25 protein-coding genes are annotated in these 21,412 nt (G+C 68.9%); 23 read left to right on the forward strand and 2 right to left on the reverse strand.

Going from position 1 to position 21,412, the window contains the following annotated elements:
- Positions 1 to 269: 269 nt before the first annotated feature.
- The 7 genes from V7004_RS09330 to V7004_RS09360 all read left to right on the forward strand — a co-directional run bounded on the left by V7004_RS09330 (position 270) and on the right by V7004_RS09360 (position 4,234).
- Complete coding sequence (locus V7004_RS09330; protein WP_334143552.1) at positions 270 to 608, forward strand: hypothetical protein; 339 nt, start codon at positions 270 to 272, stop codon at positions 606 to 608.
- A complete protein-coding gene (locus V7004_RS09335) occupies positions 605 to 817 on the forward strand; it encodes a hypothetical protein (RefSeq protein ID WP_334143553.1) in 213 nt (70 codons plus the stop codon). Before V7004_RS09330 ends, V7004_RS09335 begins: the two co-directional genes overlap by 4 nt.
- Positions 817 to 1,053 carry a hypothetical protein gene (locus V7004_RS09340; protein WP_334143554.1) on the forward strand — a complete coding sequence of 79 codons (237 nt, stop codon included), beginning with the start codon at positions 817 to 819 and terminating at the stop codon, positions 1,051 to 1,053. Before V7004_RS09335 ends, V7004_RS09340 begins: the two co-directional genes overlap by 1 nt.
- Positions 1,054 to 1,129: 76 nt before the next feature.
- Positions 1,130 to 1,330, forward strand: coding sequence for a MoaD/ThiS family protein (locus tag V7004_RS09345; RefSeq protein ID WP_334143555.1), 201 nt, complete (start codon positions 1,130 to 1,132; stop codon positions 1,328 to 1,330).
- The gene (locus V7004_RS09350) at positions 1,330 to 2,292 is read left to right on the forward strand and encodes an ATP-binding protein (protein WP_334143556.1); all 963 of its coding nucleotides are present in this window, start codon (positions 1,330 to 1,332) and stop codon (positions 2,290 to 2,292) included. The genes V7004_RS09345 and V7004_RS09350 overlap by 1 nt, the downstream gene beginning before the upstream one ends.
- Positions 2,289 to 3,062: a tRNA (adenine-N1)-methyltransferase gene (locus V7004_RS09355; protein ID WP_334143557.1), complete on the forward strand. Its 774-nt coding sequence runs from the start codon at positions 2,289 to 2,291 to the stop codon at positions 3,060 to 3,062. The genes V7004_RS09350 and V7004_RS09355 overlap by 4 nt, the downstream gene beginning before the upstream one ends.
- 8 nt (positions 3,063 to 3,070) lie before the next feature.
- Positions 3,071 to 4,234, forward strand: a complete 1,164-nt coding sequence (locus V7004_RS09360) for a MarP family serine protease (RefSeq protein ID WP_334143559.1) — start codon at positions 3,071 to 3,073, stop codon at positions 4,232 to 4,234.
- Between the two features lie 109 nt (positions 4,235 to 4,343).
- Here the strand turns inward: V7004_RS09360 and V7004_RS09365 are convergent, their stop codons facing one another.
- Complete coding sequence (locus V7004_RS09365; RefSeq protein ID WP_208028598.1) at positions 4,344 to 4,580, reverse strand: ferredoxin; 237 nt, start codon at positions 4,578 to 4,580, stop codon at positions 4,344 to 4,346.
- Between the two features lie 224 nt (positions 4,581 to 4,804).
- Here V7004_RS09365 and arc point away from each other — a divergent pair, with 224 nt between their 5' ends.
- From arc to lepB, 11 genes are all read left to right on the forward strand, one after another.
- A complete protein-coding gene (arc, locus tag V7004_RS09370; protein WP_442968037.1) occupies positions 4,805 to 6,649 on the forward strand; it encodes a proteasome ATPase in 1,845 nt (614 codons plus the stop codon).
- A gap of 21 nt (positions 6,650 to 6,670) precedes the next feature.
- The gene (gene dop / locus V7004_RS09375; protein WP_334143561.1) at positions 6,671 to 8,185 is read left to right on the forward strand and encodes a depupylase/deamidase Dop; all 1,515 of its coding nucleotides are present in this window, start codon (positions 6,671 to 6,673) and stop codon (positions 8,183 to 8,185) included.
- Positions 8,186 to 8,219: 34 nt separating this feature from the next.
- Positions 8,220 to 8,414, forward strand: coding sequence for a ubiquitin-like protein Pup (locus V7004_RS09380; RefSeq protein WP_334143562.1), 195 nt, complete (start codon positions 8,220 to 8,222; stop codon positions 8,412 to 8,414).
- Positions 8,415 to 8,506: 92 nt separating this feature from the next.
- Positions 8,507 to 9,343, forward strand: a complete 837-nt coding sequence (gene prcB / locus V7004_RS09385) for a proteasome subunit beta (protein WP_334143579.1) — start codon at positions 8,507 to 8,509, stop codon at positions 9,341 to 9,343.
- Complete coding sequence (gene prcA / locus V7004_RS09390) at positions 9,340 to 10,035, forward strand: proteasome subunit alpha (protein WP_334143563.1); 696 nt, start codon at positions 9,340 to 9,342, stop codon at positions 10,033 to 10,035. Before prcB ends, prcA begins: the two co-directional genes overlap by 4 nt.
- Before the next feature lie 57 nt (positions 10,036 to 10,092).
- Entirely contained in the window at positions 10,093 to 12,489 is a 2,397-nt protein-coding gene (locus tag V7004_RS09395; RefSeq protein WP_334143564.1) for a phosphoketolase family protein, read from the forward strand.
- Between the two features lie 7 nt (positions 12,490 to 12,496).
- On the forward strand, positions 12,497 to 13,588 hold the full coding sequence (locus V7004_RS09400) for an acetate/propionate family kinase (RefSeq protein WP_334143565.1): 1,092 nt from the start codon (positions 12,497 to 12,499) through the stop codon (positions 13,586 to 13,588).
- A 58-nt stretch (positions 13,589 to 13,646) separates the two neighbouring features.
- Positions 13,647 to 15,005, forward strand: a complete 1,359-nt coding sequence (gene pafA / locus V7004_RS09405) for a Pup--protein ligase (RefSeq protein ID WP_334143567.1) — start codon at positions 13,647 to 13,649, stop codon at positions 15,003 to 15,005.
- Positions 15,006 to 15,056: 51 nt separating this feature from the next.
- Entirely contained in the window at positions 15,057 to 15,986 is a 930-nt protein-coding gene (locus tag V7004_RS09410; RefSeq protein WP_334143568.1) for a helix-turn-helix transcriptional regulator, read from the forward strand.
- Positions 15,983 to 16,933 carry a helix-turn-helix transcriptional regulator gene (locus tag V7004_RS09415; protein ID WP_334143569.1) on the forward strand — a complete coding sequence of 317 codons (951 nt, stop codon included), beginning with the start codon at positions 15,983 to 15,985 and terminating at the stop codon, positions 16,931 to 16,933. Before V7004_RS09410 ends, V7004_RS09415 begins: the two co-directional genes overlap by 4 nt.
- A 71-nt stretch (positions 16,934 to 17,004) precedes the next feature.
- The gene (gene lepB, locus V7004_RS09420) at positions 17,005 to 17,655 is read left to right on the forward strand and encodes a signal peptidase I (RefSeq protein ID WP_334143570.1); all 651 of its coding nucleotides are present in this window, start codon (positions 17,005 to 17,007) and stop codon (positions 17,653 to 17,655) included.
- A gap of 2 nt (positions 17,656 to 17,657) precedes the next feature.
- Here lepB and V7004_RS09425 read toward each other — a convergent pair whose 3' ends face one another.
- Positions 17,658 to 18,371, reverse strand: coding sequence for a glycerophosphodiester phosphodiesterase (locus V7004_RS09425; protein ID WP_334143572.1), 714 nt, complete (start codon positions 18,369 to 18,371; stop codon positions 17,658 to 17,660).
- 154 nt (positions 18,372 to 18,525) lie between these two features.
- On the opposite strand from V7004_RS09425, the gene V7004_RS09430 reads away from it, so the two are divergent.
- The 5 genes from V7004_RS09430 to V7004_RS09450 all read left to right on the forward strand — a co-directional run.
- Complete coding sequence (locus V7004_RS09430; protein ID WP_334143573.1) at positions 18,526 to 18,861, forward strand: hypothetical protein; 336 nt, start codon at positions 18,526 to 18,528, stop codon at positions 18,859 to 18,861.
- Positions 18,862 to 18,913: 52 nt separating this feature from the next.
- Positions 18,914 to 19,138 carry a hypothetical protein gene (locus V7004_RS09435; protein WP_334143574.1) on the forward strand — a complete coding sequence of 75 codons (225 nt, stop codon included), beginning with the start codon at positions 18,914 to 18,916 and terminating at the stop codon, positions 19,136 to 19,138.
- Positions 19,139 to 19,147: 9 nt separating this feature from the next.
- Complete coding sequence (locus tag V7004_RS09440) at positions 19,148 to 19,447, forward strand: Sec-independent protein translocase subunit TatA/TatB (RefSeq protein ID WP_334143575.1); 300 nt, start codon at positions 19,148 to 19,150, stop codon at positions 19,445 to 19,447.
- A gap of 14 nt (positions 19,448 to 19,461) precedes the next feature.
- On the forward strand, positions 19,462 to 20,244 hold the full coding sequence (tatC, locus tag V7004_RS09445; protein WP_334143576.1) for a twin-arginine translocase subunit TatC: 783 nt from the start codon (positions 19,462 to 19,464) through the stop codon (positions 20,242 to 20,244).
- A 10-nt stretch (positions 20,245 to 20,254) separates the two neighbouring features.
- Positions 20,255 to 21,412 (forward strand): DEAD/DEAH box helicase (locus tag V7004_RS09450; RefSeq protein ID WP_334143578.1); only part of this gene is annotated, 1,158 nt, incomplete at its 3' end.

A 21,412-nucleotide genomic window follows, 5' to 3' on the forward strand; every position in this document is an offset into this window, starting at 1 on the left:
GGGGTCGAGGATGCCGTCGCCGCCCGGTCAGCGGGCGGGGCGGGGGCGAATCGCCACCCACAGGTCGGGCACACCTCTTCGGCGTCGTCGACCTCGGAACGGCACCGCCAGCACTGCATGGGGACAGCCTGGAGAACCGGATCGTGCCAGGTCGGTAGTCGGGACACCACACGGTTCGTGCTGCGGGGACCCGGCCTGGGTAACGTGCCCTGCGCATGTGGGGTGACCGTCCAGCCCGCACCGAGGCCGAGCATCGACGAAGGACCGCCGTGACCAAGCAGAAGCCGGTAGCCGACATCACCCAGGAGCTGTGGGAGCTCCTCAAAGGCTACGCGAAGCAGGAGACGATCGATCCGCTCCGCAACCTCGGCCGCTACCTGGCATTCGGGCTGTCAGGGGCGCTGCTGCTCTCGCTCGGCACGTTCTTCCTCGCGCTGGCTGCCTTGCGAGCCCTGCAGACCGAGACCGGCGACACCTTCGACGGCGCCTGGTCGGCCGTGCCCTACGCGATCGTCGCAGTGGCCCTGGTGCTGCTCGCGGTCCTCGCCGCCAGCCGCATCACCCGCGGGCCCCACGCCCAGCGCACCACTCGGGAGACACCACGATGAGCAACCCGGTCCAGCGGATCACCCGCGACGACATCGAAGCGAAGTTCAGGGAGATCCAAGGCGAGGTGGAGCTGATCGAGGACGAGGCTCGCAACTACGCCGGCCTGGTGGCGGTGGCGGTCGTGGTCACCGTGGTGGCCGTGGCGTTCGTGCTCGGTCGACGGCGAGGCCGGAAGGTGCGCACGATCGTCGAGATCCGGAGGGTGTGATGCTGGCGGGCCTGCTCCGCCGAGCGCGCACCGAAGGCATCACCCGAGGCCTCATCGGAGGGAACCGGCTGTGGCTCGTCGTCGGTGGCCTCGCCTGGGGCGCTCGGGCGTTGCGCTGGGCGGTCCGGCGGGAGGAGGAGGTCGTCTTCCGGGAGGTCCTCGAGCCGGGAGAGCAGCTCGTGATCACGGCACGTGAGCCCTCGGCCAGGAGGGCTCGTGTCCGCGGTGCGCGCTGAGCGGTCGCCGGACCCCGGGGCCGTGCCGCCACGATCCGCTTCGGCATCGCGGCCGGGTCAGGCCATCATGGGCGCCGTGAAGGTCCGCCTCCGCAACCCCGATCGAGAGCTTGACGTCGCCGGTCCTCTGAGCGTCCAGCACCTCCTGGCCCGCCTCGACATCAACCGGGAGTCCGTTCTCGTGATCCGCGGCGACACGCTGGTCACGGGCGACGTCGTGCTGCAGGACGATGACGTGATCGAAATCCGGCCCGTGATCTCTGGTGGGGCGCTCTGATGAAGTGCCGGGTGTGCCGCCAGCCGGCGGTCATCGACGTTCGCAGGCACAACGCCGGGTTCTGCGCCGAGCACTTCTTGCGCTTGTGCCGGGACCAGGTGACCAGAGCGATCGAGGAGTTCTCGATGATCGGCCCCGGCGAGCGGGTGCTCGTCGCGGTCTCCGGAGGGAAGGACTCGCTGGCCGCGTGGGATCTGCTCACCTCCCTGGGTTACGAGGCTGACGGCCTTTACGTCGGGCTGGGCATCGGCGCCTACAGCGACGTCTCGGGTGACCACGCCCGGCAGTTCGCGGCGAGCCGCGATCTGCGGCTGATCGAGGTCGACCTCCGAGACCGGTACGGTTTCGACATCCCCACCGGGGCGCGCGCCGCCCGGCGGGTGCCGTGCTCCGCCTGCGGACTGTCCAAGCGACACGTCTTCGACCGGATCGCGGTCGAAGGTGGCTACGACGTCGTGGCCACCGGCCACAACCTCGACGATGAGGCGGCGGTCCTGTTCGGCAACGTGCTGCGATGGCAGGTCGACTACCTCGCCCGCCAGCTCCCGGTGCTCCCCGAGCGAGATGGGTTCCCCCGCAAGGTGAAGCCGCTCGTCAGGCTCACCGAGCGTGAGATGGCTGCCTACTGCGTGCTGCGAGGCATCGACTACATCGTGGAGGAGTGCCCGATGTCGGCCGGGAACAAGCACCTCGGGTACAAGGAGGCCCTCAACGCCATCGAGCAGCAGTCCCCGGGCAGCAAGCACGACTTCTACTTCGGGTTCCTGGCCCGAGCCTCCGAGCGCTTCCGGGCCGGGAACGAGGCGGACCAGGCCGCTCTCCGGCCCTGCGCATCCTGCGGTGCTCCCACCGTCACCGAGGTGTGCGCCTTCTGCCGCCTCGTAGAGCGGGCGACAGGGGAGCGCGCTGGAGGCGCCGTGCCCGTCGAGCTGAACGTCGGCAGCGGGGCGCGCCCGTCGTGAGCCGGCAGTTCCGAGCCGGTGATCGAGCGCTGCTCATCGACCAGAAGAAGCGTCGTTACCTGGTGAACCTCCGGCCGGGTGGGCAGTTCCATTCCCACGCGGGGTACGTCGAGCACGACCAGATCATCGGGGCCGAAGAAGGAGCGACCGTGCGGTCGACCAAGGGCAGCCCCTACCTGGCGGTCCGGCCGACCCTCGCCGACTTCGTGCTCAAGATGCCACGGGGTGCGCAGGTCATCTATCCCAAGGATCTCGGGCCGATCCTCATGCTGGCGGACATCTTCCCCGGCGCCCGGGTGCTCGAGTCCGGCGTGGGCTCGGGGGCGCTGTCGATGACCTTGCTCCGTGCCGGCGCCGAGGTCACCGGCTACGAGATCCGCGACGACTTCGCCACCCGGGCCCGGAACAACGTGGCGGCCTTCCTCGGAGAGGAGGCGCTGGCGCGCTACCGGATCGAGGTCCGCGACTGCTACGAGGGGATCGACCTGCGGGACCTGGACCGCATCGTGCTCGACCTCCCCGAGCCCTGGCAGGTGGTCAAGCACGCGGAGCTGGCGCTGCACCCCGGCGGGGTGCTGCTGGCCTACACCCCGTCGGTGGTGCAGGTGATGCAGCTACGCGAGGCCCTCGACGCCAGCCGCTTTGATCTCGCCGAGACGGTCGAGGTCCTGAGCCGTAGCTGGCACGTCGAGGGGCAGGCGGTTCGGCCGGACCACCGTATGGTCGCCCACACCGGGTTCCTGACCCACGCTCGCCTTCTCGGCGGCTGAGGGCCAGGGTGAACGCCCTCGACGCCGCGTTGGTCGCGCTGGCGGCGGTCGCGGCGGTGGTGGGATACCGGATCGGTTTCGTGACCCGGGTGCTCTCGTGGCTCGGAGCGCTCGCCGGCCTCGCGCTCGGGGCCCGGCTGCTGCCGCAAGTGCTCACGCAGGTCGAAGACGCTGCTCACGCGGTCGTGCTGCTGGTGGCCGTGACGCTGCTGATGAGCACGATGTTCCTCGGGCAGGCGATCGGCTATCTGCTCGGCGACTACGTCCGGCCGCCCGTGCGCACGAAGGCCGGCACGACCCTCGACGGCGCGCTCGGCGCGGTGGCCAGCGTGCTCGGGGTCGTGGTGTTGGCCTGGATACTGCTGCCGCTGGCGGCGAGCGCACCTGGATGGCTGGAGCGCCAGACATCCGATTCGTGGGTGGCTCGGCAGCTCGAGTCCCACCTGCCGGCACCCCCGGACGCCACCAGCGCCCTGCGGGCCATCGTGGGCGAGGATCGCTTCCCGACGGTCTTCACTGCTCTCGCTCCTTCCGGCGACCCTGGCCTGCCCCCCTCCGAGACGGGGATGTCCCGGGCGGTCGCGGAGCAGGTTCAACGCTCCGTAGTCAAGGTGGAGGCGCTCGCCTGCCGACGGATCCAGAACGGCACGGGCTTCGTGGTGGGGGAGGGACTGGTGGCGACCAACGCCCACGTGGTGGCGGGGAGCCGCCGCACGACGGTGGTGCGCGACGACGGCCGCTCGCTCGACGCGGAGGTGGTCGGCTTCGACCCCGAGCGCGATCTGGCGCTGCTCTCGGTGCCTCGCCTCGATCGGCCGCCGTTGCCCCGGGACCGGGCGGCGCCGCGGCAGGTGGGAGGGGTGTTCGGCCATCCCGGTGGCGGTCCGCTTCGAGTGGCTCCGTTCCTCGTGGCCCGGGAGCTGAACGCCACCGGGCGCGACATCTACGACGCGGGCCTGGCCGAGCGCAAGGTGCTCGAACTGTACGCGGCGCTCGCGGGGGGCGACTCGGGTGCACCGGTGGTGCGGTCGGACGGCCAGGTGGTCGGCGTGGTGTTCGCGGTGTCCACCGAGCGGGCCAGCACCGCCTATGCGCTGACTGCCGGCGAGCTCGAGGCGTTCCTCGGGGAGGTCACCGGCGCGGCACCGGTGGGGACGGGGCCCTGCCTGTGAGCCCGCTGGACGCGAACGGGGGGCCGCTCAGGCCCCCCTCCGAAGCAGGTGCTCGGGCAGCCGGTGTCACTGGTGCTGGCGGCCCGCAGTCAGCACTCGAGACGCGGGCTCAGTCCACCTCGATGAAGATGCACTCGCCGGGGCACTCCTCGGCCGCCTCGATGACCGCCTCCTCCTGGCCCGCGGGCACGTTCGCGAGCCCCTCGGCACCGCCGGGATCGCTGAACACCTTGTCGCCTTCCTTGACGTAGGCCAGCCCGTCGTCGAGGAGGGTGAACACGTCGGGGGCGATCTCTTCGCAGAGGCCATCGCCGGTGCAGAGATCCTGGTCGATCCAGACCTTCATGGTTACGCCCGTACCTTTCTACGTGTGTCGTGGTGTCGGCACTGCCGGCTGCGCGGCTCGCGGATGTCGGTCCCGCTCGTCTGAGCGGTGCCGGTCTACCGGCGCTTCTCTAGCACTCTACCTGCCCCCAGAATAAAAACGAGATCTCCGGGGAAATCGCCTGCCTCCCATGGTCTCGGCGACCGGGCACGACACGGATGGGCGCGGCAGCGCCCGCAAATCTCATGTGGTCCGCTCCGCCGATTCCGCGAGGCTCGCGTGTAGGGTCCGGTGAGACCACGAACGAGGAGGTGGGTCCCGTCAACGAGGCCGAATACGAACGCCGACTCGCCGCCTACGAACGGGAGATGGCCGAGCTGCGCGAGCAGGCCAAGACCCTCGAGGAGGAGGTGATCTCCCTCCGGCGCCGCCTGCAGGACGCACCCAAGCGCGTCCGCACCCTCGAGGAGCGCCTGCTCGAGACCAAGGGCCAGCTGGCCCAGGCGGTTTCGCAGAACGAGAAGCTCACCTACACCCTGCGGGAGGCGCGGGAGCACATCGCCGCGCTCCGCGACGAGGTCGACAAGCTGACCCAGCCACCGGCTGCGTACGGCACGCTACTCGGGGTGAACGACGACGACACCGTCGACGTCTTCAGTGGCGGGCGCAAGATGCGTGTCTCGGTACACCCCGACCTCGGGCCCGACGAGCTGGTGCGCGGCGCGGAGGTGGTCCTCAACGAATCCCTCAACGTGGTCATGGCCCGCGGCCCGGAGATCACCGGCGAGGTGGTGACCTTCAAGGAGCTGCTCGACGACGGTCGGCGGGCGATGATCGTCGGCCGGGCCGACGAGGAGCGGGTGGTTGAGCTGGCCGAACACCTGGTCGGCAGCAAACTACGAGCCGGCGACTCGGTCCTGCTCGATGGTCGGAGCAACCTCCTCCTGGAGCGGCTCCCCCGACCGGAGGTGGAGGAGCTCGTCCTGGAGGAGGTGCCGGACATCACCTACGACGACGTCGGCGGGCTCGACAGCCAGATCGAGCAGATCACCGACGCGGTCGAGCTGCCCTTCCTCCACCAGGAGCTGTTCGCGGAGCACAAGCTCCCTGCCCCCAAGGGCATCCTGCTCTACGGCCCGCCAGGTTGCGGCAAGACCCTCATCGCCAAGGCGGTGGCCAACTCCCTCGCCAAGAAGGTGGCCGAACGCAGTGGCGACAAGGAGGCCCGTAGCTACTTCCTCAACATCAAAGGCCCGGAGCTGCTCAACAAATACGTGGGGGAGACGGAGCGCCAGATCCGCCTGGTGTTCCAGCGGGCCAGGGAGAAGAGCGAGGAAGGCTGGCCGGTCATCGTCTTCTTCGACGAGATGGACTCGCTGTTCCGCACCCGCGGAACCGGTATCAGCTCCGACATGGAATCGACGATCGTCCCGCAGCTCCTGGCGGAGATCGACGGGGTCGAGGCGCTGAAGAACGTGATCGTGATCGGTGCCTCCAACCGGGAGGACCTCATCGACCCCGCGATCCTGCGGCCGGGACGGCTTGATGTGAAGATCAAGATCGAGCGACCCGATGAGTCTGCCGCCGCGCAGATCTTCGCCCGTTATCTGACGCCCGACCTCCCACTCGATCCGGCCGAGGTGGCGCGCCTCGGTGGGGGGGATCCGGCCAAGGCAGTGCAGGCGATGATCGAGCAGACCGTCGAGGAGATGTACCAGACCAGCGAGCAGAACCAGTTTCTTGAGGTCACCTACCAGAACGGCGACAAGGAAGTGATGTACTTCAAGGACTTCTCTTCCGGCGCCATGATCGAGAACATCGTACGCCGGGCGAAGAAGCTGGCGATCAAGCGGTACATCACCGAGCAGGCCAAGGGCATCCGGGTATCGGACCTGATCGAGTCCATTCACCAGGAGTACAAAGAGCACGAGGACCTGCCCAACACGACCAACCCCGACGACTGGGCCAAGATCTCGGGGAAGAAGGGCGAGCGCATCATCTACGTCCGAACCCTCATCAAGCGCCATGACGACGAGGCAGCAGAGGGCGGGCGGGCCATCGAACGGGTCGCGACCGGCCAGTACCTGTAGGACACACCGAGGCTGACGTAGGTGGCGATCAAGAAGATCTGCGGTGTCGAGACGGAGTACGGCATCGTGCTTCGCGGCGCGCCCGACTCCAATCCCATCGCGGCGTCTTCCATGCTGATCAACGCCTACGTCAACGAGACCACCCGAGCACGCGGTGGCGAGCCCGTCTCGTCCAAGGTCGGCTGGGACTTCGAGGACGAGTCACCGGGCAACGACGCTCGAGGCATCCAGGCCGCCGGTGCGATGGCGCCCGAGGTGGAGACCCATCTCGTCAACGCCGTCCTGACCAACGGGGCCCGTTACTACGTGGACCACGCACACCCGGAACTGTCCACGCCCGAGTGCGCGGACGCCCGCTCGGTGGTGGTCTACGACCGCGCGGCGGAAGAGATTCTCAAGCAATCGATGGAGGCTGCCCGCCGCCTGTTGCCCGAAGGCCAGGAGATCGTCGTCTACAAGAACAACAGCGACCGCAAGGGCAACTCCTACGGTTGTCACGAGAACTACCTCATGGACCGCCACGTGCCCTTCGGGCGCATCGTCGTGCACGCGATGGCCCACTTCATCACCCGGCAGGTGTTCACCGGCGCGGGCAAGGTGGGCACCGAGGTCGCTGGGATGACCGCGGAGCAGGTCCCCTTCCAGCTCTCGCAGCGGGCCGACTTCTTCGAGGAGGAGGTCGGTCTCGAGACGACGCTCAAGCGACCCATCGTGAACACCCGCGACGAGCCGCATTCCGACGCGCAGAAGTACCGGCGCCTGCACGTCATCGTGGGGGATGCCAACCTGTCCGAGGTGTCGACCTTCCTGAAGGTGGGCACCACCGCGCTGGTGCTGGCGATGGTCGAGGACGACTTCCTGACACGGGAGCTGGTGTTCAACACGCCTGTCTGGGCCCTCCGCCAGGTGAGCTACGACCTCACGCTGACCGAGCCGCTCGAGCTCGTCGACGGCTCGTCGATCACGGCGCTCGAGGTGCAATGGGAGCTCTACGACCGGGCCCGCAAGTACGCCGACGCGTTCGGCCTGGAGTGCGTGGGCGAGTCCACCGGCCAGGAGGTGCTCCGCCGCTGGGAGGCCGTACTCACGGGCCTTGAGACCGATCCGGGGTCGCTGGCTTCGCAGCTCGACTGGGTTGCCAAGTACCGGCTGATCGAGGGCTACCGCGACCGCCACGGCCTCCGGTGGGATGATGCGCGTCTCGCAGCGATGGATCTCCAGTACCACGACCTCCGCCCCGAGCGCTCCCTGGCGGCGCGGGTGGGCCTCGAGCGGCTGACCACCGACGAGGAGGTCCGGGAGGCGATCACCGAGCCCCCCACCGACACCCGGGCCTACTTCCGGGGCAAGTGCCTCCAACGGTGGGCCGATGACGTGGTGGCCGCCAACTGGGACTCGCTGGTGTTCGACGTCGGCCAGGATCCCCTCCGCCGGGTCCCGATGATGGAGCCGACGCGCGGAACAGCGGCGCACGTGGGTACGTTGTTGGAAGAGTGTTCGACGTCGGCGGAGCTGCTGGAGCGGCTCGGGTCGTAGGTGCGAACCGCACGAGCGACGGAGTGAGTGGTTGATGGCTGAACGGGAGCAGATCAAGAAGCCGGCGAAGGAACGCCAGGACGTCGAGGTCGACGACGCCCCCGTCACGACCGAGCGGGGTGAGAAGCTCAAGGCTGAGCTGGACGAGCTGCTGGATGAGATCGACGACGTCCTGGAGACCAACGCCGAGGAGTTCGTGAAGTCGTACGTGCAGAAGGGCGGCGAGTAGCCGGCTTCCGTGGCCAGGCCGCGTGAGCGGGCCTCGGAAGAGGCGACTGGTCACCCTCGGGACGGCACCTTGTAGCCTGCTCGTCCGTGAGCATGCCGTTTTTCACGCCGGGTGACGATCCCGGCCCGAGCTTCACCGAACTGCTGCGGCGGGTCGGGCTTGCACCGCCGATACCCACTCTGTCTCCGGGCGAGCGGATCGAGATCGCCCATGGCACGACGGTGGTAGCCATCCGCTACGCCGACGGCGTGGTGATGGCTGGTGACCGGCGGGCCACTGCGGGCAACTTCATCTCCCACCGGGCCATCGAGAAGGTCTTCCCGGCTGACCGGCACTCCGGGGTGGCGATCGCCGGGGCGGCCGGGCCGGCGATGGAGATGGTCAAGCTGTTCCAGCTCCAGCTCGAGCACTACGAGAAGGTCGAGGGGACCGCGCTCAGCCTCGAGGGCAAGGCGAACACCCTGGCCCAGATGGTGCGCTCCAACCTCCCGGCGGCGATGCAGGGGCTCGGGGTCGTACCGCTCTTCGCCGGCTACGACACCCACCGCCGAGCGGGCCGGCTCTTCGAGTACGACCTCACCGGGGGCCGCTACGAGGAGACCCGCTTCGCGGCCAGTGGTTCGGGGAGTCTGCATGCCAGCACCGTGATCAAGCTGGGCTACCGGGAAGGCATCGATCGGGGTGGCGCCGTGGACCTGGCCATCACGGCCCTGTTCGAAGCCGCAGACGAGGACTCGGCCACCGGCGGACCGGATCTGGTCCGCGGCATCTACCCGGTGATCGCCACCATCACCAGTAGCGGTTTCGAGCGCCTCACCGATGACGAAGTGGCCGAGCGCTTCCAGGACCTGGTGGCCACCCTCACCGAGCGCGAAGGCACCTCACCCCGGTTGCCCGAGACCACGACCGAAGGTGGTGGCGAGCGATGACGATGCCCTTCTACGTCGCCCCCGAGCAGGTCATGAAGGACCGGGCTGACTACGCCCGCAAAGGCATCGCGCGCGGCCGGAGCCTCGCAGCCGTGCTCTACGACCAGGGCATCCTGATCTGCGCCGAGAACCCCTCTTCGACGCTCCGCAAGATCAGCGAGATCTACGACCGGATCGCGTTCGCCGGTGTGGGCAAGTACAACGAGTTCGATCAGCTGCGCATCGCCGGCGTCCGCGCCGCCGATCTCAAGGGTTATGCCTACAGCCGGGAGGACGTGGACGCTCGCAGCCTGGCCAACCAGTACGCGCAGATCCTCGGCCAGATCTTCACCCACGAGATGAAGCCGATGGAGGTCGAGATCCTGGTGGCCGAGGTCGGTGCCGAGCCGGGCGAGGACCAGCTCTTCCACATCCTCTACGACGGCACCGTGATGGACGAGGAGAACGTCACCGTCCTCGGGGGCGAAGCAGACGCGATCGCCGCGAGGCTCCAGGAGACCTGGCGAGCGGGGCTGCCCCTCGACGAGGCGGTGCGGGTAACGGTGCAGGCCCTGGCCGGGCCTGAACGGGGTATCGGGCCGAGCGAGCTGGAAGCAGCAGTGCTGTCGCGCACCAACGGCCGCCGGGCCTTTCGGCGCATCGATGACGAGGAGCTGAGCAGCTACCTCGGGGAGCAGGCACCGCCGAGCTGACCGTAGGCACCACGCGGCCGGTCACGGCCACGAGAGAGACGGGTATGGTCCCCGAGCATGGGCTCCAGCCACGACCAGCCGAGCCTGGTGGCCGAGGGGGTGCTGAGCGGCGAGGAGCTCCGGCGGCTCGACGCCCACTGGCGGGCAGCCAACTACCTCACGGTGGGCCAGATCTATCTGCGCGACAACCCGCTGCTCACCGAGCCACTCGAGGCGGGGCACATCAAGCCGCGGTTGCTCGGCCACTGGGGCACCTCGCCAGGGCTCAACATCATCTACACCCATCTCAACCGGGTGATCCGCGAGCGAGGGTCGAGCGTGCTGCTCGTGACCGGCCCGGGGCACGGTGGCCCGGCCATCCTGGCCAACGTCTACCTCGAAGGTACGTACTCAGAGATCTACCCGGACGTCTCGCTGGATGCGGCCGGGATGCTGCGGTTCTTCCGCCAGTTCTCGACACCCGGCGGTGTTCCCAGCCACGTCAGTGTCCCCACCCCGGGCTCGATCCACGAGGGTGGCGAGCTGGGGTACGCGCTCGTCCACTCCTTCGGCGCAGCGTTCGACCACCCGGAACTGGTCGTCGCCTGCGTGATCGGTGACGGCGAGGCGGAGACGGGCCCGCTCGAGGGCTCGTGGAAGGGCATCAGCTTCCTGAACCCGGCCCGGGACGGTGCCGTGCTGCCGATCCTGCACCTCAACGGCTACAAGATCTCCAGCGCGACGGTCCTCGGCCGCTCGAGCGACGAGGACATCGCCTCCCTCCTCCAGGGTCATGGCTACGCGCCGGTCTTCGTCAGCGGAGACGATCCCCACCACGTGCATCGAGACCTCGCCTCGGCGCTCGATCACTGCTTCGATTCGATCGCCGCCATCCAGGCCGACGCGAGGGAGCGGGGGGTCCGGGCCCGGCCGATTTGGCCCGCGCTCGTCCTGCGCACCCCGAAGGGCTGGACCGGACCGGCGATCGTGGATGGCCAGCAGATCGAGGGGACGTTCCGCGCTCACCAGGTGCCGGTCGCTGGCGTGCGCACCGACCCTGAGCACCTGGCGATCCTCGAGCAGTGGTTGCGCAGCTACCGGCCCGAGGAGCTCTTCGACCAGGGAGGCTGTCCCGTCCCGGACGTCCTCGCCGCGAACCCCACCGGCGACCGTCGCATGGGCGCCAACCCCGTGGCGAACGGGGGGCGGGTCCTCGTGGCCCTCGACCTCCCGGATTTCACCGACTACGCCATCCCGGTCGACCGTCCCGCCGCGGAGCGAGCCGAATCGACGCGGGTCCTGGGGCGTTTCCTGCGGGACGTGTTCGTGAAGAACGCCTCGCAGCGCAACTTCCGTTTGTTCTGCCCGGACGAGACGAGCTCCAATCGGCTCGACGCGGTCTTCGAAGTCGAAGACCGTTGCTGGATGGAGCCGATCGAGAGCACCGACGAGCACCTCTCGCCCGAAGGTCGAGTGATGGAGGTGCTCAGCGAACACCTCTGCGAGGGCTGGCTGGAGGGTTACCTGCTGACCGGCCGCCACGGGCTGTTCGCCACCTACGAGGCGTTCGCCATGGTGTCAGCGTCGATGGTCGTGCAGCATGCCAAGTGGCTCGACCACGCGAGCACCCTCGGCTGGCGACGGCCGGTGGCCTCGCTCAACTTGCTGTTGACCTCCACCTGCTGGCGCAACGACCACAATGGCTTCAGCCACCAGGGCCCCGGCCTGATCGACACCGTGATGTCGAAGAAGCCGTCGGTCTCGCGCATCTACCTGCCGCCGGACGCCAACTGCCTGCTGTCGGTCGCGGATCACTGCCTCCGCTCGCGCGGCTACGTGAACCTCATCGTCATCGACAAGCAGCCTCAGCTCCAGTACCTCGACATCGACGCCGCCCGGGAGCACTGCTCGCGAGGGGCGGGGATGTGGGCCTGGGCGAGCACCTTCGGTGGTGAGGACCCCGACATCGTCCTGGCCTGCGCGGGCGACATCGTCACGATGGAGACCCTGGCCGCTGCCGAGCTGCTCCGGCGCTTCGTGCCCGACCTGCGGGTCCGGGTGGTGAACGTCGTCGACCTGATGACGCTCCTGCCGGCCAACGACCATCCCCACGGCATGGACCTCCTCCAGTTCAACGACCTGTTCACCCCCGACCAGCACGTGATCTTCGCCTTCCACGGCTACGCACGAGGCGTGCACGAGCTGATCCACGGTCAGGGCGACACCGACCGGTTCCACGTCCGCGGCTACCGGGAAGAGGGCACCACCACCACGCCGTTCGACATGGTGGTGCTGAACCACGTCAGTCGGTACCAGCTCGTCCAGCAGGCCCTCCGGCGGTCGCGGCGGCGCCCTGGGGGCTCCGACGAGCTCTTGGAGCACTGCCGGGTGATGCTCGCACGGCACGCGGTCTACGTCACCGAGCACCTCGAGGACATGCCGGAGGTACGGGACTGGACCTGGACCGGCGGGTGATCGCCGAGTGCACCTCCTGGTCGTCAACCTCGGCTCGAGCAGCCTGAAGCTCCGGTTGCTCGACCCCGCGGACCGGGTGGTCGCGGATGCCCACCTCCCGGTGCCGGTGGATCCCGGCGCCGTCGAGAGGTTCCTTCGAGGGTCGGTCGAGCCGGCGGCGATCGCCCACCGCGTCGTGCACGGCGGGGAGCGGTTCCGTGGTCCGACGCTGGTCGATGATGCCGTGTTGCATGCCCTCGATGAGCTCTCGGTGCTCGCACCGTTGCACAATCCGCCCACCGTCGAGCTCATCCGCCACCTGGCGACACTTCTCCCAGGCATGCCGGCGGTCGCCTGCTTCGACACCGCGTACCACGCGTCCATGCCCTCGGCGGCGACGACCTACGCGGTCCCGGCAACGTGGCGGGAGCGCTCCGGCATCCGCCGCTACGGTTTCCACGGCTTGAGCCACGCCCACGCGTCCCGACGGGTGGCCGAGCTCCTCGGCAGGCCGCTCGAGCAGCTCAGTGTGATCACTTGCCACCTGGGGGCCGGTGCGTCGCTGGCGGCCATCGAGGGTGGGCGATCCGTGGACACCACCATGGGTTTCACACCGCTCGAAGGATTGGTGATGGCCACCCGCTCCGGAGACATCGATCCTGCGGCGGTGCTGTGGTTGCAACAGCGGGCGGGGCTGTCCGCCGACGAGGTCGGCGATGCCCTCAACCACCGCAGTGGGCTGTTGGCTCTGGCTGGCACGCCGGACCTCCGGGTGATCCTCACCCGTGCCCGCTCGGGTGACCCCCAGGCCGCGTCGGCGGTCGACGTCTATGTCCACCGCCTGGTGAAGGGCATCGCGGCCATGCGTGCCTCCCTGGCTCGGTTCGACGCGTTGGTGTTCACCGGGGGGGTGGGGGAGAACGCGTCGGAGATCCGTGCCATGGCCTGCGCGCGGCTCGGCTTCCTCGGCCTCCCGGAGGTGCTCGACGAGCCCGATGGAGACACCGTGGTGAGCCCGGAGGGCTCGACTGTCGCAGTGGCGGTGGTCGCGGCCCGGGAGGACCTCGAGATGGCACGCCAGGCCCGGTCGGTGCTGACCGGAGTGACGACCGGCGGGTGAGCCCATGGGGACGGCGGTGGTCCACGGGATCCGCCCGGCGGCCGGTACCGTGAGGGCGATGGAGCGGCGCATCTTCGGGCTCGAGAACGAGTACGGCGTCACCTGCACGCTGCGCGGGCAACGACGGCTGAGCCCTGACGAGGTGGCTCGCTACCTGTTCCGGCGGGTGGTCTCGTGGGGCCGGTCGAGCAACGTGTTCCTCGCCAACGGCGCCCGCCTGTACCTCGATGTCGGCTCCCATCCCGAGTACGCCACCCCCGAGTGCGATTCGATCTACGACCTGGTGGTGCACGACAAGGCGGGGGAGCGGATCCTCGAGCAGCTGCTCGCCAGCGCCGAGCAGCGGCTCCGCGAGGAGGGGATCCGGGGGGTGATCTACCTCTTCAAGAACAACACCGACTCTGCCGGAAACAGCTACGGCTGCCACGAGAACTACCTGACCAGTCGGCGTGACGACTTCAGCCACTACGCCGAGGTGCTCATCCCGTTCCTCGTGAGCCGGCAGATCTATGCCGGGGCGGGCAAGGTCCTTCAGACCGCTCGGGGGGCGATGTTCTGCATCAGCCAGCGGGCCGAGCACATCTGGGAGGGTGTGTCGAGCGCGACCACCCGCTCCCGGCCGATCATCAACACCCGCGACGAGCCCCACGCGGACGCCGAGCGGTACCGGCGGCTCCATGTCATCGTGGGCGACTCGAACATGAGTGAATACGCCACGTTCCTCAAGGTGGGAGCGTGCTCCATCATGCTGCGGATGCTGGAGGAGCCGTCAGTCGTCCTGCGGGACATGACCCTCGAGAACCCCATCCGCGCCATCCGCGAGATCAGCCACGACATCACGTGCCGCCGCCGGGTCCGCCTCGCGAACGGGCGCGAGGCGAGCGCCCTCGACATCCAGGGTGAGTACCTGGCCCGCGCCCTGAAGTTCGCCGAGCGTCGTGACCTCAGCGCGTGGGAGCTCAAGGCCCTCGGTATGTGGGAGCACTGCCTCACCCAGCTCGAGAAGGACCCGCTCGGTCTCGACCGGGAGGTCGACTGGGTCATCAAGCACAAGCTCGTGGAGTCCTATCGCGACAAGCACGAGCTGCCGCTCAACCACCCACGGGTGGCCCTGCTCGACCTCCAGTACCACGATGTCAACCGGGAGCGGGGCCTGTTCTACAAGATGCAGCAGCGCGACCTGGTCGATCGGATCTGTACCGACGAGGAGATCAACACCGCGGTGGAGACCCCACCGCAGACCACCCGCGCCCGCCTGCGAGGGGAGTTCATCCGCCGAGCGAAGGAGCGCAAACGGGACTACACCGTCGACTGGGTCCACCTGAAGCTCAACGACCAGGCCCAGCGGACGGTGCTGTGCAAGGACCCGTTCAAGGCCCGCGACGAGCGAGTCGAGAAGCTGATCGCCTCGCTCTGAGCCGAAGCGGCTTCCCGAGGTCCTGGACTGGTCTCGGTAGGATCGCCGGCGATGAACAAGGTCGAGCGGCTCTTGAACCTGACAGCGACCTTGCTGCACACCACTCGACCGCTCAATGCCGAGGAGTTGCGCGAGCGGGTGCCCGGCTACCCGGAGGGCGACGACGCGTTCCACCGGGCGTTCGAGCGGGACAAGGAGGCACTCCGGGACATGGGGATACCCATCTCGGTCGAGCCCATCCCGTTCCGTGATCCGCCCGCGGACGGGTACCGCATCCACCCCGGCGAGTACCGCCTGCCCGACCCCGGGTTGGAGCCCGACGAGCTGGCGGCACTCAACCTGGCGCTGTCCGCCGTGCGGATCGAAGGGGTGGAGGGCGTCGAGGCGCTCTGGAAGCTCGGGGGGCAGGTCGGCGAAGGCGGCGAGCACCTGGCGGAGGTGCCGAGCGAGCCGGCGCTCGTCCCACTGTTCGGCGCGGTGGTCGAGTGCCGGCCGGTCACGTTCACCTACCGCAGCGGTGAGCAGGAGCGGGAGCGCACGATCGACCCCCACCGCCTCGACTTCCAACTCGGACGCTGGTACGTGATTGGCCGCGACCATGGCCACGACGAGGAGCGCCGGTTCCGGCTGGACCGTATCGTCGGCACGGTGGTTGCCGGTGCGCCGGGCTCGTTTGAGCGCGTCACCGTTCCCGACGACGAGCTCGGCCGCCCCTGGGAGTACGGGGACGCAGATCCGGTCGAGGTCGAGCTGCTCGTCGACGCCGACCAGGCCGGATGGGCCCGCCGATACCTCGGGGCGGACGTGGTGGCCGACTCGCGGCCGGACGGCAGCACCGTGTTCCGCGTGCCGGTGCGCGACTGGCCGGCGTTCCGGTCCTTCGCCCTCACTTTTCTCGATCACGCCACCGTTCTGGGGCCACCGGAGTGCCGGGTCGAGATGATCCGCTGGCTCGAACAGCTCGTAGGGTCCGGGCGGTGAGTCGGATCTCGGCCACTTCGCGCCTGCGCCGGCTTCTCGCGCTGATCCCCTGGGTCGTCGGGCAAGCAGGCGGCGCGCCCGTCGAGCAGGTCTGCCAGCGGTTCGGCCTGACGAGAGCGGAGCTCATGAAGGAGCTCGATCTTCTGTGGATGGTGGGCGTGTACCCCTTCACCCCCCACGAGCTCATCGACTGGGAGATCGACGCGGAGGATCGCCTCCACATCTACCTGGCTGACTGGTTCAAGCGGCCTCTCCGTCTCACCCCGGATCAGGCCCTCGCGCTGGTGGTGACCGGGCGAAGCCTGGAATCGGTCCCCGGCGCCGATCCCGGCGGCGCCCTGGCCCGCGGGGTGGCGAAGGTCGCCGAGGTCCTCGGGGTGGATCCGTCAGCGGTCGACATCGATCTCGGCGACGCCGAGGAGACGACGATGGATCTCCTCCGGGAGGGGATCGCCGAGCAGCGCCGGGTCGAGCTCCGCTACTACTCCTATGGGCGGGACGAGCACCAGCGGCGGGTGGTGGACCCGTGGCGGCTGTTCGCCCGCGGTGGCGAGTGGTACCTCGAGGCCTACTGTCACCGCTCGGAGGCCCGCCGGACCTTCCGCGTCGATCGCATCGACGGCGCGCGGCTGCTGGCCGAACCGATCGAGCAGCCCCCGCCAGATGAGCTGGCGCCGTCGTTCCACCCCGACCCGGACGCGCCCAGGGTCACGATCGAGCTCGCGCCGGCGGCTCGGTGGGTCATCGACGAGTACCCCACCGAGGGGGTCATCGAGCTCGAGGGCGGCCGGGTGCGGGTGACCCTGGCCGTCACCGCCCGGGCGTGGTTCGAGCGGCTGGTGCTGCGCCTGGGCCCCGACGCGACGGTGCTGAGCGCGCCCGCCGATCTGGCCGCTGCGGGCGCCGACGCCGCGGCGCGCGTGCTGGCGCGCTACACGACCACCTGAGCGCGCCGCTGGTCGCCCGAACGTCGGGTAGCCTCGGCCCACCTTCCCATCACTCGTACCCGAGAACGCCGGTGACGAACACAGACAGCCCCGAGCCGGCGCCGCCCTCGCCGGACCAGACGCCGAACTTCGAGTTCCCCACCCAGGATGTGCTCGTGACCGAGCGACGCCCGTCCGGTGCCCGCTCGTTCATCGAGTGGGTGGTCGTCATCGTCGGCGCGGTGGTGCTCGCGCTGGTCATCAAGACCTTCCTGTTCCAGGCGTTCTACATCCCGTCCGAGTCGATGGTGCCCACCCTGGAGATCGGCGACCGGGTGCTGGTGAACAAGCTGAGCTACCGGCTCCACGACGTTCATCGCGGCGACATCGTGGTCTTCGAGCGACCGCCGCTCGACCAGACCGGGGAGGACATCGAGGATCTCATCAAGCGCGTGATCGGCTTGCCCGGCGACCGGATCGTCATCCGCGACGGTCACGTCTACATCAACGGCCAGCTGCTCTCCGAGCCCTACCTGCCGAGCGGTACGAAGACCGAGAACGGCCCCACCGACAAGTGCACCGAGGACAAGCCCTGCGTCGTCCCCGAGGGCTCGTTGTGGGTCATGGGCGACAACCGCGGCTCGTCGCGCGACAGCCGCTGGTTCGGCCCGATCCCGGAGCGCGACGTGGTCGGCCGGGCGTTTTTCCGCATCTGGCCGTTGAGCCGCTTCGGATCCCTCTGACCTCAAGCGGCGCGCGCCAGTGCGGCGACCATCCGGTCGACGTGATCGCTGTAGACGGCGTCGATCCCGGCGTCGAGCATCTCACCCAGCACCCGCTCCTGCTGGCAGTCCCAGGCGAAGGCATGGATCCCGAAGCGGTGGAACAACGTCACGGAACCGCCGGTCCAGTCGGTGTGGTGCAGGTTCACGGCGTCGATGGTCGCGGCCCTCAACGCCGCAGCCCGCCGCTCGGGCCCTTCCTTCATGTGACGCATGCGGGTCGAGTCCACGAGCTTCACGGCGGGGGACAGCTCCCGCCAGCTCGCCACCACGGTCCAGTCGTGGTGACACAGCCACAGCCGCTCCTCGGCGTCTCGGCCCACCGATCGGGCGACGGCCAGCACCCGGGGCACCGCAGCGGGATCCATCACGTCGAGGGAGAGCTCGAAGTCATCGCCGCACGCTTCGTAGAGCTCCCGCAGCGTCGGAATGTGGCTCGGCAGGTCGTGGCGGGCCACCTTCCGGATGCGGGTCCGGCGCAGCCGGCCCACCACACCGTCGTGGTCGAGCACCGGGTGGCCGTCGGCGGTGATCCACACGTCGCTCTCGAGACCCGTGGCGCCCAGGCGGAGCGCGAGCCGGAACGCCTCGAGCGTGTTGTCGGGCGCATGTGCGCGTGCTCCACGGTGGGCGAAGCCGATCGGGGTTCGGCCGAGCGATGGGAGCCTGGTCGGCATGTGGCCATCCTCGCCCGGTGGTCGCCCCCACGCCAGCCACCCACCCAGGGTGGCGGCGGCGCGGAAATGGGCCGAACGACCCACCCTCGTGCACTCAAGCCTCGGAGAACGGCTGCCGATGCCTCCCGTGAGCGTGAGAGGAGGGGCCTCGGAGATGGCAACGATTCGGGCCAGTTGCAGCGAATGCGGCGACGTCGAGCTGACGACGGGAGACGTGCACGTCCGGGTGTGCACCGCCGACAACCAGGGTACCTACCTGTTCCGCTGCCCGGTGTGCGCCATGACCGTGGTCAAGCCAGCCGAGGCTCGGACCATCGACCTGCTCGTCGCCTCGGGGGTCTCCTACGAGACCTGGGAGCCACCGTTGGAGCTGGCCGAGCCTCGTGGCACGGGCGGGCCCATCACCCATGACGACCTCATCGACTTCCACCATCTGCTCCAGGACGACGAGCGCCTGTGGCAGGCACTCGGAGCGCTCGACGACCGCTGATCGTCCCGCGGCCGCGGCGCCTCGGAGACCGGCGAGTTCGTAGGCTGGTGTCGTGGCGTTCTGGTGGTTCCTGCCTGCGGTGGCCCTGGCCCTGACTGCGGTGGTGGCGCTACGGCTGGCACACGCCATCGACCGTGAGGCCCGGGAGCTGAAACGGAGCCTGCTCACCGTGCGCCAGGCATCGGCACGCGGTCACCAGATCGCCCGGGCGACACAGCAGAGTCGCCGGCGAGCCGACCATGTGGGCGACTCCCTGCGCCAGATCAGCGCCCGGTAGACTTGTGTCATGTTCAACGTCGGAGGTGGCGAGGTGCTCGTCATCCTCCTGCTCGCCCTGATCGTGCTCGGGCCGGACAAGCTTCCTGAGTACACCCGTAAGGCGGCGCGGGTCATGGGTGAGCTGCGACGGATCTCGCACGGCTTCCAGCAGGAGATGCGCCAGGCGATGGAGCTGGAAGACGACCCGGTGATCAGGCCTGCGGGTAGGGCAACCGGTCCCCGTCTGGTCGAGCCTCCCTCCCCGAGGGTCGAGCCTGGGGCCTCCGCTGCCGGAGAGTCGCCGACGAGCGACTCGAGCGCCGCGTAACGAGGGCTTCGACCATGAGCGCCGTGCCGCGCGACGTGGCCGACGAAAGCGGCCGGATGACGATCTGGGAGCACCTGGCGGAGCTCCGGTCGCGTCTCATCAAGTCCATCCTCGCGGTGGTGGTGGGCGGGGTGATGGGGTGGATCCTCTACCCGACAGTGCTCTCGCTGCTGCTCGGCCCCTACCGGCAGATCAAGCCCGACGCCCAGCTGTTCGTCACCGACCCGATCGAGCTGTTCACCGTCCGGCTGCAGGTGTCGGCCTACATCGGCATCGCCTTCGCCATGCCGGTGATCCTGTGGCAGCTCTGGCGATTCGTCACCCCCGCGCTGTACCCCCACGAGAGGCGGTACGCAATCCCGTTCGTGGCCAGCTCCCTGCTGCTCTTCGCCTTCGGTGCCGCCCTCGCGTACTGGTCGCTCACCCCCGCGCTCGAGTTCCTGCTCGGCCTCGGAGGCGACAACATCGGCGAGATCTTCACCCAGGAGAAGTACCTCACCCTGACCACCTACATGATGCTCGCCTTCGGGGCGGGGTTCGAAGCGCCCGTGCTCCTGGTGGCCCTCCAGATGATCGGCGTGCTCAAGCCCCGCCAGCTCCTGCGGTTCTGGCGGATGGCGATCGTGATCATCGCCATCGTCGCCGCGGTGATCACCCCGAGCGGCGATCCGATCACGATGATGGCTCTCGTCATCCCCATGGTGCTGCTGTACTTCGGCTCGATCGGGATCGGCGCCCTGTTCAACTGGCGGAAGGGACGGACGCAGAGCCAGGTGGCCGGCACGGCCGCGCCGTAGCCTCGATTCGATGCCCGAGCGCGGCTACGACTTCGACCTCGATCGGTTCCAGCTCGAGGCCATCGCGGCGCTGGAGCGGGGGGAGTCGGTCCTCGTCGCCGCACCGACCGGCTCCGGCAAGACCGTCATCGCCGAGCACGCGGTGGAGCTGGCCCTGCGAGCCGGCGGGAAGGCCTTCTACACCACCCCGATCAAAGCGCTGTCGAACCAGAAGTTCCACGACCTCGTCCGGCGCCACGGGACCGAGCGGGTCGGACTGCTGACCGGCGACAACACGATCAACGCAGACGCACCGATCGTGGTCATGACCACCGAAGTGCTCCGCAACATGATCTACGCCCGCTCGGGTGCCTTGGTCGGTCTGCGCTTCGTCGTGCTCGACGAGGTGCACTACCTGCAGGACGCGTACCGTGGCCCGGTGTGGGAGGAGGTGATCGTCCACCTGCCCGCAGAAGTCCGGCTCGTCTGCCTGTCGGCCACGGTGTCCAATGCCGAGGAGCTCACGAGCTGGATCACAATCGTTCGGGGCCCCACCGCGACGGTGATCGAGGAGCGCCGGCCGGTCGCGCTGGAGAACCTGTTCGCGGTCGAGGACCGACTGCGTGACGAGCTGGTGGTCATCCCCCTCCTGACCGGGGGGAAGCCGAACCGGCAGGGCTCCCGCTACGACGTCGACCCCCGACAAGCCTGGCGATCCCGCAACCGCCGGCGCTACGCCACCCCGACCCGCTCGGAGCTGGTGGAGTTCCTGGATGAGCATGACCTCCTCCCGGCGATCTACTTCATCTTCAGCCGGGCCGCCTGCGACGACGCGGTCGCGGCCTGCCTGCGCTCGGGGCGCCGGCTCACCGACGACGACGAGCGGGCCCGCATCCGGCACCTCGCCGAACGCCACGTCGCGTCGCTGAGCGACGCGGACCTGGAAGTGCTGGACCACCGGCGTTGGCTGGCCGGGCTCGAGGCAGGGTTCGCCGCCCACCACGCCGGGATGGTCCCGCCGTTCAAGGAGGCAGTGGAAGCCTGCTTCGTGGAAGGTCTGGTGAAGGTCGTGTTCGCCACCGAGACGCTGTCGCTCGGCATCAACATGCCGGCGCGATCGGTCGTGATCGAGAAGCTGACCAAGTTCACCGGCGAGCGCCACGAGTTCCTCACTCCTGCCCAGTACACC

Origin of the sequence: Rhabdothermincola sp. (assembly GCF_036846205.1) — a bacterium.
In the GTDB taxonomy this organism is placed as follows: Bacteria; Actinomycetota; Acidimicrobiia; order Acidimicrobiales; family Acidimicrobilacustridaceae; genus Rhabdothermincola.